The following is a 13,522-nucleotide window of genomic DNA, read 5'->3' on the forward strand; positions in this document are numbered from 1 at the left end:
GTAAGACATGGCGACGATCATTGATGATTTTTTATCTTTTACCTTATCCAACCCTCACTCTGTGTCGCAGCAAACACATAAGCTTTCATGTGGAACTGTGATACTAGAGGCGGCTGGTATTTTGAGGTTCGAGCCAGATAGCCAGGCGAAAGCCAGTGTGGTGTTATCTGCTGGCATACATGGCAATGAAACGGCGCCGATTGAGCTATTGAATGATTTAGTAAAGCAGTTGTTTCGTGGGGAGTTGAATCTGGCGGTTCGGCTGCTCATTATTTTTGGTCATCCTGAAGCGATGATTGCTGGGAAGCGATTTATTGATGTGAATCTTAATCGTTTGTTTTGTGGTGCATGGGAGCGGTATGAAGGGATTGAGGTAACCCGTGCGCAGAACCTGGAGCAGGCTGTCTCCGAGTTCTTTTCTAAACACCAAGGCGGTCAAAAGTTACATTATGACCTTCATACCGCAATACGTGGATCGCAATACCAAAAATTTGCTATTCATCCATTTACGGGTGGTCGAGCGTACAATATTGCACAATTTCGCTGGTATGCGGCTTTGGGGGTTGAGGCGGTATTGTTATCTCATCAACCTACGACAACATTTTCTTATCATTCTTATGTTAATCATGGCGCTGAAGCGGTAACAATCGAGCTTGGTAAAGTCAGGCCCTTTGGAGGGAATGATTTATCGACGCTGGCGCGTGCAGCCGAATCTCTTACCAGTTTGATTGAAAAGGGTAGTTTACGACAGGCTGATATGGAGGCTATTCAGGGATTTGCAGTCATTGATGTGCTAGAGAAGGATGCAGAAGATTATGAGCTCAATATCGACCATGATGTAAAGAATTTTACTGAATTCGAAGCCGGGTTTGAGTTAGCTAAATCGAGTCATAGCCGATACATAGTTAAACAAAGTAATGATGCAATTGTGTTTCCAAACACCGATATTCCAGTTGGCCAGCGTGCAGGGCTAGTGGTGCGTCGAATAGCGCTGAACAAATTGTAGAGAGGTTTTAGATAAAAGGATTGAGCTTTTGGCAATGCGTTGATATTGTTATGTTATAACATCTTGTAACGCAGAGAGTCTTTCTATGTTTAAGTCCGCTTTACCGCTTTCTTTACTATTGTCCGTGTCTGCTTTCGCAAACACCGATGTTGTGACATCAATAAAGCCTGTTTCCATGATTGTGTCTGCTGTGGGAGGGGGGTATGTGAATACCCAGCAGCTAGTCACGAGCCAGTCTTCGCCACATGACTTTGCGCTACGTCCATCGGATTTGCGTAAGCTCAACCAAGCAGATCTTGTCGTTTGGGTAGGTGAGTCTCTTGAAAGTTTTCTAGAAAAACCTTTGGCGAACTTAGGGACAAAGAAAGACATTGAATGGATGGCTCTAAATGGTATGACGCTTCGCGAATTTGGTGAAGACGAGCACGAACATCATGATGAGCATGAACATCATGACGAGCATGAACATCATGACGAACACGAGCATCACGATGAGCACGAACATCATGACGAGCATGAACATCATGACGAGCATGAACATCATGACGAGCATGAACATCATGACGAACACGAGCATCACGATGAGCACGAACATCATGACGAGCATGAACATCATGACAAGCACGAAAAAGATGACCATGCTGGGCATGACCACTCTGGAACGGATCCCCATGTTTGGCTTGACCCAGACAACGCGATTGTTTTAGCGAAAGCAGTGGCAGAGCGTTTAAGTCAGATCGATCCTGACCACGCTGCAGAGTTTGACGCTAATTACCAAGCATTTGCGAAGAATCTGAGTAGTGTTGATGCAAAGGTTGCTAGCCAACTAGCACCCGTAGCAAATGTGCCGTACTTCGTATTCCATGAAGCGTATGGTTACTTTGAAAATCAGTATGGGTTAAACAATCTAGGTGCGGTGACCGTTAGTCCAGACCGTAAGCCGGGTGCTAAGACAGTAGCGTATATTCGTGAAGAGATTGAGAAGCACCAAGTGACATGCATTTTCAGCGAACCGCAATTTAGTCCCGCTATTGTTGAAACACTAGTGAATGGAACCGATGTCAAAACAGGAGTTCTCGATCCATTAGGTACCTCAATGGATCTAACTGATGCAACGTATAGTGATTTCCTACAGTCTCTAGCGTCACAATATTCAGCCTGCCTAAAATAATGCTTTTTATGTGAGCGCCTACCATGACGGGTGGTAGGCGTTCCCGTTATGCCACTGTATAATCACGAGCATTACTATAAGGCGAGATGGCCCAAGCATTATGACTTCACCCGTTTCCTGTCAGGCTGACACATTGATTGCCAGCGCTAAAATGACGTTAACCACACAAGGGCAGGCGCTAAGCGGCTTAGCCCAGCGCATTGATTCCAGCTTTTCAACCGCTGTCGACATGATACTCAATTGTCGCGGTCGCACGATCATCTGCGGTATGGGCAAATCAGGTATTGTTGGTAAAAAAATTGCGGCGACTTTAGCCTCTACCGGGACACCTTCTTTCTTTATGCATCCTGGAGAAGCCTTTCACGGCGATCTAGGGATGGTTCAAGCCGATGATGTTCTTATTCTGATTAGCTATTCAGGTGAAACTGAAGAAGTAATTCGTCTGCTTCCCTCGCTCAAGGATTTTGGTAACTCATCCATCGCAATTGTTGGTAACCCAGCATCGACGTTGGGGCAACATTGTGACTGCGTACTAGACATCGCTATTGATCGAGAAACCTGCCCAAATAACCTTGCGCCAACTACATCCACCACCATGACCATTGCAATGGGCGATGCATTAGCCGTAGCCTTAATGCAATGTCGTGACTTTCAGCCAAAAGATTTCGCACGCTTTCATCCTGGCGGCAGTCTCGGCCGAAAACTGCTAACACGCGTTCGTGATTTGATGCACAAAGATAACTTACCTTTCTGTTCGCCTTCGTCGTCTCTTCAAGAGGCGATTGCCGTGATGACGCAAGGGCGAAAAGGGGTGGTATTGGTAAAAGAAGATGGCCGTCTGGTCGGTATCTTTACCGATGGTGATTTGCGTCGAGCAATGCTGAAAGATGCGGCGGGGTTGTTAACTAAAACTGTTGCGGATGTGATGACGCCTAACCCTAAAACGATTTCGCAAGATACAATGATCGTTGAAGCGGAAGAGCGGATGCTACGAGACAAAATAACCTTATTAGTCGCTGTCGACGAACACCAAAATGTCACAGGTCTACTTGAGATATACGACCGCTAATTTATTTATATAGGACACCAGTATTATGGCGCAAACTAGCAAAGTTATTCGCATAGGCGATAACGTAGAGGTCGCAAACCACTTACCGTTCGTATTGTTTAGCGGTGTTAATGTGCTTGAGTCGCGAGATTTGGCAATGAAAGTGGCAGAAGAACACGTCAAAATTACTGAGAAACTCGGTATCCCTTACGTATTTAAGGGGTCTTTTGATAAAGCCAATCGTTCGTCTATTAACTCGTTTCGTGGTCCAGGTATGGAAGAGGGGCTTAAAATACTCCAAGAAGTAAAATCAACGTTCGGTGTGCCTGTCATTACCGATGTGCATGAAAACGAACAGTGTGCTCCGGTTGCTGAAGTGGCTGATGTCATTCAATTGCCAGCGTTTCTATCGCGTCAGACAGATTTAGTGGTTGAAATGGCAAAAACAGGCGCTGTGATCAATATTAAGAAAGCCCAATTCCTTGCGCCGCATGAAATGAAACACATTCTAACCAAGTGCCAAGAAGCCGGTAACGATCAGCTCATGCTATGTGAGCGCGGCACTATGTTTGGGTACAACAACCTTGTTGTCGACATGTTGGGTTTTGGTGAAATGAAGGCGTTCGATTTTCCTGTGATGTTTGACGTGACGCATGCATTGCAGCGCCCTGGTGGTCGCTCAGACTCTGCTGACGGACGTCGCGCTCAAGTAACTGAGTTGGCGCGTGCTGGGATGTCGCTTAGTCTGTCTAGTATGTTTTTAGAAACTCACCCAGATCCTGATAATGCAAAATGTGATGGTCCTTGTGCGTTACCGCTGTCGAAGCTAGAGCCATTTCTTAAGCAAATTAAACAGCTTGATGAACTCGTTAAGACCTTTGAAACACTAGATACGAGTGCCTAAATGGATACGTTATTTCTTTCAGACTACTCAGAGCTGGTGCAAGGCAGCTTATTAATGAAAAAGTTGCCGTTCTTAAAGTTGGTTGTGTTTGATGTTGATGGTGTCTTGACCGATGGTGGGTTGTATTACGGTGCCGAGGGCGAGAGCATTAAGCGGTTCAATGTGAAAGATGGCGTGGCGCTCAAGCTGTTACCAAAGTGGGGGATTGATGTAGCCGTGATTACGGCAAAAGATTCTGCTCCACTGCGCAAGCGCATGTCTGATCTCGGCTTAAAGCACGTATATTATGGTTGTCATGATAAAGCGGCGGCATTTGACGAGCTAATGGAAACGCTTTCGCTTGAGCCAGAGCAAGTCGCCTATATTGGCGATGATGTCATTGACCTACAGGTTATGCCAAAAGTTGGGGTGTCGTTTTGTCCAGCCGATGCCCATATTTTGTTACGCCGCCATTGTGATATCGTGCTTAAACATAGCGCGGGTCAGGGGGTGGCGCGTGAGTTGGCAGACTTGGTTCTATCGACCAGAATGAAATTAGACGTAGCCTATGAGCTAGCATCCCGCCCAGAATTTGAAAAGAAAGATTCATAAATGATGACCTTACCATCCTTTCATATTGTGATCCCTGCGCGTTATGCGTCGCAACGTTTTCCGCAAAAAATGCTTGCAGACTTGTCTGGTAAACCTGTTGTCCAGTGGGTTTATGAATTAGCACTCAAGGCTGGTGCTCAGTCTGTGACGATTGCAACGGATCATGCTGCAATTGAAATCGCGGCTAAGGCATTCGGTGCGGATGTTGTGATGACTCGGCCTGACCACGAAAACGGTACAGAGCGACTTTCTGAGGTGGCAAAACTACAAGGCTGGTTGGGTGATGAAATAGTTGTGAATGTACAAGGCGACGAGCCATTGCTTCCTATTTCGTTGATCCATGATGCTGTGCGTGCATTAGCAGAAGACCCTGAGTCCGAAATGGCGACGGTGGCTTGCCCAATTAACCGAAAGGAAGACATCTTTAATCCGAGTGTGGTGAAAGTAGTGTGTGATGCGAAAGGTAGAGCATTATATTTTAGTCGCGCCACCATGCCTTGGGATCGGGACGGTTTTGCAGATGGGGCAAATGTAATCGCGGAGGGATATCCTGCGTTGCGACATATTGGGCTTTATGTATACCGCGTATCGTTGCTTGATCGTTATGCTCAAATGCCGATGTCTCCATTGGAAAAGTGGGAAAAGTTAGAGCAGCTAAGGTTCTTGCATCAGGGGATAAAAGTTCAGGTAGCGACGACCCCACAAATGCCTCCTCATGGAGTGGATACGCCAGAAGACCTCCAAGCGTTAGCAAAGAAACTTCAGTTTCAAGCATAAGGAATTACAGTGGGACGTAAAGCATATACTTTTCTAGCTTGTTGGTTTGTCATTGTCGGACTCGTAACCTGCTTAGCTTATGTGCCGCTTTCTTTTTGGTTGTCGTATATTCGCCCATATATTCCAAACACCGTAACTGTCAGCCAGCTTACGGGTTACTGGTGGGACGGTAAAGCTCGTCTGATGACGAACAACTTACGTGGACCAGTAGATTTAAGTTGGTCAATAGATTCGCTTTTAGACCCCGTTTCTTGGCGCTTATCACATGAAAAATTTCAGGGCGTTGGTCTCGTTAAGATCAGGCCAGATCAACTCGAATTTTGGGTGGATAGTTTTAACTTACACGCTGATATGTTCAACGGTCTACTACAGCCCGAGCGGGTAGCGGTGCACGGCGCTCCAGTTTCTGTGTCCCGCTGGTACGCAAAATGGCAGTTTTCAACTCAAAAGTTTGAAATGTTTCGCGGCAGCGCTCAGTGGGCGACAGGGGCTATTTCATACCCAATGGGGCGCAACATTAAAACCTCAACCTTTGAAAATTGGAGCGTAGAAGGGAGACTGAAAGATGGCTTTCCTGAGCTTGTGTTGCGCTCGCAAGAAAATCGTCATCTAGGTGATGCTAAACTCTTGCCAAGCGACGAATTGGAAGTGACCGTGATGCCGGCAATGGTCGAGGCGCTCGGTCAGCGCTGGCGAGGATCAAAAGATTATCCTGCGTTCGTTATGATTCAGTCGTTGTTGTAAACCTTCGTTGCAGGCCGATAAACATTATTTACAGTGCGTTTTTATTGCATTATGTTGAGGGTTTGTTGAAGATAGCGGGTAAACCTTCAACAAGAATTTTATGTGAGATGCGAGTAATCCTTAGTTTCATTGACATATTAAGTAAGTGGATAGTAGCGGTGGCAGCCGTCACAGTGTTAGCTGTGAGTCTATCGGCCCTTATTATGCTGCAATTCTGGCCGTCTTCGGTAAATGAAAACCTAGCTCCCATCTCTGCATCGTTTGCGCCGACCCAAGCGGCCATTCAAACTCCTAGTGCTGCATTATTCGGTGTATCGGCTGAGTCCCCTAGTCTTTCTGAAGTCGTCAAAGAAACAACACTCAGTTTACAGTTAAAAGGCGTCTTTCCAGCACAAGACCCAGAACACGGTATGGCGATAATCGCCAGCAAAGGTCAGAACGATGGTTTGTTTACCGTCGGTGAACAGGTGTCACGTGGGGTGGTTCTGCAGGCTGTTTTGTCAGACCACGTGGTGATACTCAGGGGGAATACTAAGGAAACTTTGTTCTTCGAGCGCCCAGATGATGTGGAGTTTATTCGCTCTACTGCGGACGCTATACCAGCCACCTCTCCGGTACAAGCAGCAACGGATACCGGATCTGGCGTTCTGCCAGGTAGTGCGCGTTCGGCCTATCAAAAAATGTCTGGGGATACGTCAGCCTCTTCGACGCGTTCCAGTCACCCACTTATTAATGATATTAATCAGCTATCTGTTGCGCAGATGTTGGATAAATATGAAGAGAGGTTTAAGTCGAACCCCCAAGCGCTGCTGTCTTCTTCAGGTTTAGAGGCGACAGGACAATCCTACAAAGTGACCGCTAGTAGCCCACTGATTGGTCTTGGGTTGCGTCAAGGGGATGAAATTTTATCAGTTAATGGTCAAAGTGTTGGGAACGTATCCGCCGACGCTGGTTTAGCTGATGTCATGCGTCAACAAGGAGTGGCGCGAATCGAAATGCGCCGCGGGTCCCGCCGCTTTTTTGTAAATTACCCTATTAGGTAAAGGAATCATTGATGTCGTTTGTGTCGTATAAATGGATGAAAGGCTTTGTGTTAGGGGGTTTGATGTTGCCTTGCCTAGTGGGGGCGCAAACGTGGCAAGTTAATCTGCAGCAAGCGGATATCGGTATCTTTATCCAGCAAGTTGCCAAAATGACAAGTAAAAGCTTTATCGTTGACCCACGGGTCAAAGGTAAAGTGACCGTTATTTCCAATTCAGAGTTGGACGAAGATGCTGTGTATCGTCTGTTGCTGTCTGTGCTAACTGTGCATGGTTACGCAGCGATTGACTCCCCAGAAGGTATTAAAATTTTACCTCAGAACGTCGCCAAGCAAGGTGGGTTAGACTACGACACGGATGGTAAAGCGGCAGGCGAATTGCTTGTTACGAGAGTGATTGCAATCAAAAATGCGGTGGCCTCTGAGCTTGTCCCGATTCTTCGCCCGCTCATTCCACAATACGGACATCTTGCCTCAGTAAATGAAGTCAATGCGCTTATTATTAGTGACCATGCGGATAACATTCGCCAGCTAGAGCAACTTATTGATCGCCTAGACAGCACGGTAGAGGGGCAAATACGCATTGTTCGTTTAGAGCATGCATGGGCTGCTGATGTACTGGCTTTAATCGAAACCTTGATGACGGGCGAAGGGGGCAATAGCAAAGGGGCAAATACAATCAGCACTAAAGTTATAGCTGATGAGCGCACGAATAGAATGGTACTTAAAGGCAAAGAAGCTGAGTTGGATCAGGTGGAACAGTTGATTGCAGAGCTGGATCAACCATCCAAAAAATCCAGTCGGCTGACAGTCATTCCTCTCCGTTATGCCGACGCTGTCAAAACGGCCGAATTGATTAATGGATTGGTCGGGACAGGCAATGACGAAACCACTAAGCGTCCAACGAATACATTTGTACAAGCCGATGAAAGTACGAATGCATTAGTGATTAGCGCTGAACCTAATGTCATGGTGGACATACAATCGGTACTTAATGAGCTGGATACGCCTCGTGCTCAAGTGTTGGTCGAAGCGATTATCGTTGAAGTGAAAATGGAAGGCTCTGAGTCGCTAGGGTTTCAATGGCTATTTGGCGACGCATCAGAATCAACCACCCCAGTGGTGGGGACGAACTTTACCACAGGAGGCAATAGCTTAACGGAGATCGCAAGTGGCGTTGTAACGGGGACGCCGACGCTGTCAAATGGTTTGACTGCAGGCGTGGCGAGCTTTAATAGTGATGGCGATCTAAACCTTGCTGGCATTTTGCAAGCCATTGAAAGTAGCTCCAATGCCAATTTGCTGTCAACGCCCAAAATAATGACGCTTGATAACCAGACATCGAAGATTTTAGTGGGTGAGACGCGGCCGTTTCAAACAGGAGGCTATGCTGACAGCAGTAGCAATGCCTTTGTGACAACCACACGTGAAGATATTGGTCTAACGTTAGAGGTTACACCGCATATCAACGCGGGAGACGAAGTTCGGATGGAGGTGTCTCAAATAGTTGAAGCGGCGTCACCAGAGGCCAGCTCGTTAGGAACGATCACGACTAAGCGAGAGATCGAAACTACAGTGATTGCAGGCAACCGTAAAACGATTGTTTTGGGTGGCCTCATCGAAGACAACATCGTAGAGATTCAGCAGAAAGTCCCCTTGCTTGGAGACATCCCTGTGATTGGCGCATTATTTCGCAGTACGTCTTACGAGAATCAAAAGAAAAATCTACTGGTCTTTATCAGACCCACTATCCTGCGCAATCAAACGGATGTATCTAACGTAACAGAAGAGAAGTTTAGAGCGTTTCGCTCAATAGAGTTGACTCAACCACTATCCTTAAATCGTTCTGATAGTCTCGAAGGGCGGTTCCAGTCTCCAAATAGCCAACCTTAAAAGATGGCGCGTTAGATACTCTGATTGATGCATTTATTCGCTCGCTCAACTCTGTCAGGTAATCGTCATATAAGTGCGCTATTGTTCACAAAAAATATGTTAGTGTAAAAAATCGCGATATTTTAATTTATTGTGTAAACTTTTTGTACGATATGTCGACAACATAACAATTGCCACTTACGAGTTGGCGCTGTCCTTTACATTATAAGAGGTTTCGGTATGAAGAAAATGCTTGTCATCGCAGGGAGCTTAGCATGTGGCGTTAGTTACGCTGCCTCTCCTGTGTTTCAACCTATTGGTTCTAGTTTTACTCTCGGCTCCAGCGCAAATCCTTCCGCCTTATCTACATCACTTTATAACCCTGCTGCCCCTTTTTTAATGGTCGACACAGACGAAGGTGACCGCTTCCGCTTTGGCATCATCGGGCCAGGTGGCTTTGGGTATGAACTTGGACAAGTCGATTCGTTAACGGATGAGATTGATCGTTTGGAGAAAAAATTAGACGAAACGGCGCAGACGGCAGAGGCAGCTCAAGCCCTAAAAGACGATGCAAATAACATAGTTACTTTGCTTGGCAAAGATGCTAACGGTAAGCTTTCGACTGCTGGACAGATTCCTTTTTTTCCCGTGATTTATAAGCATCCGAAATACGGTTCGTTCACATTTGATGCGTCTTTGTCCGCTGTGGGCAATGGTAAGTTTATTGATGATCGAATTGATATTGTGGGTGACGATACTGACGGGGATGGTACAGATGACACGTACATTTTAAGTACAAAATCATCGATATACACCAAATACGGTACTGATTTAGCCTTTGGTTTTGGTTACGCAAACGACCTGTGGTCTAATCAGCACGGCATGTTGATAGCGGGTGCTAAAGTGAATATCCATGCTGTTACGCTTGGTAAAGCACTACTGCATTTAGGTGCAGCAGATGAAGATGGTGCGGAAGACTATTATGCCGATTCGCTCAGCGATAATGGAAAAACAACTATCGGCGCCAGCCTTGATTTGGGCGCAATCTGGACGTCTGAGTATTACCAATTTGGTATAACAGGAACAAATCTAAATGAGCCGACCTTTGAGTACGGTTCACTTAAACAAGACTGTAGCCAATTAGCCAGTGAAAGTGTGGCTCAGAATAACTGTTATGTAGTGGATATATTAGCTAACCAAGGGCGTATTGCGCTTTCTGAAGTACACACAATGGAGCGTCAAGTCACTATAGACAGTGCGGTATTTGTGGATGACAAACAGTGGGCTCTGACCGGCGCATACGATCTTTTTGAGACCTCGGATCTTCTAGGTGATAAGTACCAATGGGCTGTCGCTGCGGCGTCATACCATGGTGAAAATGCTTGGATTCCAGGATTCCGCATTGGCTACCGCAAGAATATGGCTGGCACAGAGCTTAGCTATCTTACTGGTGGCTTTACCCTGTTCAAACGCTTGAATTTTGATCTTGCGTATGGCTTAGAGTCTATTGAGATAGACGGCACTGAAGCGCCACGTAGCCTTTACGTATCTGCCGGCATCGAATCTGCATTTTAGGAGTGAATGATATGAATTTTAAGAGAAAAGCACTTAGCACTTTTGTAGGGCTAGCCACCCTAGGGCTGGTCGCGTGCGGCGGCGAGAGTGGCAGTCAGGACTCAGGTGCAGACAACTCAACGTCTTTCACCGGGCTCGTTGTAGACGGTCGTGTAGCCGGGGGGAAAGTTTGGGCAGATATGAACAATAATTACAAAATAGATGACTTTGAGCCTTATGCCTATACCGATAGTGACGGTTACTACTCCTATAATCCACTGACCAACGTAAATTATTGTGCCCTTCCTGTCATATCGGATGAGTACCAAAGATACTGCTTAATTTATGGGTCTTCTTTAGATGCGATAGTAATACGAGTGAAAGGCGGGACAGATCTATCGACTGGTGAGCGTTTAAAAGGTATCATGGCAATGTCCACCAATATAAGCAGCTCTAGCCAAATTTCATCGACACCTTTGGTGCTCTCTCCTATCACCACTCTTTTGAGCACGACTACGGATACTACTCAACAAGTTTGAGCACGACTACGGATACTACTCAACAAGCCAACATCCGAAGCGCATTGGGCGTTACCAGTGATTCAGATTTTCGCATAGACTTTTCTACCGCCTCAGATGACCAATCGAAAAAATTTCTTGCGAACTCTGTCGCTGTGCAAACAATGATGGATATTCTAACAAACGCTGCAGATTCTGGGACAAATATAGCTACTAATCAGCAGAATATTGTTACCAGTCTTGCTGAAACCGTTGCAACGCAGACCGTTCCTCCAGCGAGGTTAGCATCAGCCCGTATTCAAGAGATCGTTAAAAGCGTTGTTAAAACGGACACAACAAAACAGTCGGATTTGTCTAATCGGTTGCTTAACCTGAACACAGAGATTCAGAAAATTGAATCTGCAGCAAACATTGCCGCTGTAAACGCTCAACTTAAAGCAAGTGAGGTTGTTTCTCAGTTGATTAAGAAAGAGCACGCTACAGTGAATCCAGACACTAATGTTAAGAAAGTTTTAGATTCTGGTATCGATAGCCTTAGCTCTAATCTAACTACTAGATTGAACTCAAGTACTGTTGAGTTCGATATTGCGACGATTACGAAACAATTAGTGGATGCGGGCACAAAGGCTACGACTACGTTGAACTCTACCGAGTTAGATAGTGAAGTGTCAGATGCTGTCACTAAATCCACACTGGAAAGTATTACAGCAGACAATATTTGGGCGGGCCATTTCTTATCTCTATCGGGTAAAGAGGGTACTGAAACAGGCCGTGTGATTGCGTTTTTTGATGGCAGCGCGACGGATTCCCAAGGCAGTGCTTCACTTTGTTATGCGCTCAATGCGGATAATAACAATGATGATCAAGCCTCCATTGTTAAAGGGCGCTGGGCCAAAATATCGAAGAACACCGTTCAGGTTTCAACAGACTTAGGTGACTTCCAGATAAAAGCCTACAAAAAAGCCGTTATCACGGATGACCCTGATACGACTTCCGTCAATGAGAAAAATAATTATTTGGGTGTCGGTGACGGCAGTGTTGATACAGACACTTATGGAAATTTCTTCTTTAGTTCAGAAGCTATCGATAAAGATGCAACATGGTATTCTGACTTTAAGTCAGTAACAGGTGGTACTGAATCTGAAACGTGGGGTCTTAAAAAGACTGTTGGTACGGTTCCAACAACAGGTGATCAATGTAAGACGTTTGATTATGGTTCATTCGATAATATATTGATGACAAACCTCGGTACTCTTAATCCTCCAAAATAATACGAGTGAGCGGTTAATGTTGTAATAGATGAGCCGCCAACCTAGGTTGGCGGCTTTTTTTGTGGAGTTTTGATAATGAAAAAGATTTTTTTAGCGAGTTTAGTCGCTGCATCCAGTTTGGCTCAAGCTGAAATAAACAATGAGCCGTTTACTTTTATTGGCTTTGCGGGTGGGATGTTTAATTACAAAGAAAGCGGCACCATCACTGGAGATGTTAATTTTGAAACGACGCCCTCTAACTTTCAGATCTTTAACTATTCTGGGGGCTACACAGCAGTAGGCGAGCGCACAGGGTTCTATATCAATACTGTGAGTACACTGTATGCGACGACAGATGATGAATCATGGACGTTTAGCGCTCCTACCGGCTCTGGTGAACATCAAAAAAACAAGGTGACATCCAACTATAATGCCATTGATTTCTTGTTCGGCTACCTACTGGACGGGGGGCACCAGCTTGTCGTGGGAACAGGTTACCGTCGTACTTTGATGGATCGTAATAGCTTTTTGGCGGGATCTGATGTCGGCACATTTAACGATGTGCGCTACGCCGGTGAGAATACCAGCCTGACGGAGGCTGAGTATGACAATAAGTACGGTCTATCGTTTACTGATGGACAAATAGTCAACTATACCGAAACTTTTACCAACTTTATGGCGCAAGTCGGTTATCGATATGACACACGATTTAAGACATCAGGAACTGGCCCAAGATGGCAATGGGGAGCAATGTTAGGTGTCCCTGTTTACTACGAGGCGGTTAATACATCGAAGCCGCAGTATAACTTCTCTTCTATGTTTGATGGCTATAACTTTGATACGTATCTTGGATATGGATGGCGATTCTCCGAGAATCTAGGAATCTTGGCTAAAGTGAACTATTCCTATCGCTTGCGTGGCGAGTTAAAAGAAAATATCGGCTACAATGCAGAACTCAATCGTAACCGATACGCTATCATCCCTGAAAACGTTGTCAGCTTTTGGAACGTTGGCCTGAACGGTTACTGGAACTTTTAGCGTTTAACTC

13 protein-coding genes are annotated in these 13,522 nt (G+C 45.7%); all 13 read left to right on the forward strand.

Features of this window, described 5'->3' with window-relative positions; genetic code table 11:
* Nucleotides 1-7: 7 nt before the first annotated feature.
* The 13 genes from astE to DN730_RS09455 all read left to right on the forward strand — a co-directional run bounded on the left by astE (nt 8) and on the right by DN730_RS09455 (nt 13,512).
* Complete coding sequence (gene astE, locus DN730_RS09395) at nt 8-1,006, forward strand: succinylglutamate desuccinylase (RefSeq protein WP_115467856.1); 999 nt, start codon at nt 8-10, stop codon at nt 1,004-1,006.
* An 85-nt stretch (nt 1,007-1,091) separates the two neighbouring features.
* Nucleotides 1,092-2,177 carry a zinc ABC transporter substrate-binding protein ZnuA gene (gene znuA / locus DN730_RS09400; RefSeq protein WP_115467857.1) on the forward strand — a complete coding sequence of 362 codons (1,086 nt, stop codon included), beginning with the start codon at nt 1,092-1,094 and terminating at the stop codon, nt 2,175-2,177.
* 100 nt (nt 2,178-2,277) lie between these two features.
* Complete coding sequence (locus tag DN730_RS09405; RefSeq protein WP_115467858.1) at nt 2,278-3,246, forward strand: KpsF/GutQ family sugar-phosphate isomerase; 969 nt, start codon at nt 2,278-2,280, stop codon at nt 3,244-3,246.
* Nucleotides 3,247-3,271: 25 nt separating this feature from the next.
* On the forward strand, nt 3,272-4,129 hold the full coding sequence (gene kdsA / locus DN730_RS09410; RefSeq protein WP_115467859.1) for a 3-deoxy-8-phosphooctulonate synthase: 858 nt from the start codon (nt 3,272-3,274) through the stop codon (nt 4,127-4,129).
* Entirely contained in the window at nt 4,130-4,720 is a 591-nt protein-coding gene (locus tag DN730_RS09415) for a KdsC family phosphatase (protein WP_115467860.1), read from the forward strand.
* Nucleotides 4,721-5,497 (forward strand): 3-deoxy-manno-octulosonate cytidylyltransferase, encoded by a 777-nt coding sequence (gene kdsB / locus DN730_RS09420; RefSeq protein ID WP_115467861.1) that lies wholly within the window; start codon nt 4,721-4,723, stop codon nt 5,495-5,497.
* A gap of 9 nt (nt 5,498-5,506) precedes the next feature.
* On the forward strand, nt 5,507-6,241 hold the full coding sequence (locus DN730_RS09425) for a hypothetical protein (protein ID WP_115467862.1): 735 nt from the start codon (nt 5,507-5,509) through the stop codon (nt 6,239-6,241).
* A gap of 158 nt (nt 6,242-6,399) precedes the next feature.
* The gene (locus DN730_RS09430; RefSeq protein ID WP_158541195.1) at nt 6,400-7,284 is read left to right on the forward strand and encodes a type II secretion system protein N; all 885 of its coding nucleotides are present in this window, start codon (nt 6,400-6,402) and stop codon (nt 7,282-7,284) included.
* 11 nt (nt 7,285-7,295) lie between these two features.
* Nucleotides 7,296-9,173, forward strand: coding sequence for a type II secretion system secretin GspD (gene gspD / locus DN730_RS09435; RefSeq protein WP_245957933.1), 1,878 nt, complete (start codon nt 7,296-7,298; stop codon nt 9,171-9,173).
* 219 nt (nt 9,174-9,392) lie between these two features.
* The gene (gene traF / locus DN730_RS09440; RefSeq protein ID WP_115467864.1) at nt 9,393-10,727 is read left to right on the forward strand and encodes a conjugal transfer protein TraF; all 1,335 of its coding nucleotides are present in this window, start codon (nt 9,393-9,395) and stop codon (nt 10,725-10,727) included.
* An 11-nt stretch (nt 10,728-10,738) separates the two neighbouring features.
* Nucleotides 10,739-11,245 carry a hypothetical protein gene (locus DN730_RS09445; protein WP_115467865.1) on the forward strand — a complete coding sequence of 169 codons (507 nt, stop codon included), beginning with the start codon at nt 10,739-10,741 and terminating at the stop codon, nt 11,243-11,245.
* Entirely contained in the window at nt 11,242-12,495 is a 1,254-nt protein-coding gene (locus tag DN730_RS09450) for a hypothetical protein (RefSeq protein ID WP_115467866.1), read from the forward strand. Before DN730_RS09445 ends, DN730_RS09450 begins: the two co-directional genes overlap by 4 nt.
* Before the next feature lie 75 nt (nt 12,496-12,570).
* Nucleotides 12,571-13,512, forward strand: coding sequence for a hypothetical protein (locus DN730_RS09455; protein ID WP_115467867.1), 942 nt, complete (start codon nt 12,571-12,573; stop codon nt 13,510-13,512).
* The last annotated feature ends 10 nt before the right edge of the window (nt 13,513-13,522 follow it).

The organism is Marinomonas piezotolerans (genome assembly GCF_003362755.1).
GTDB classification, from domain to species: Bacteria; Pseudomonadota; Gammaproteobacteria; order Pseudomonadales; family Marinomonadaceae; genus Marinomonas; species Marinomonas piezotolerans.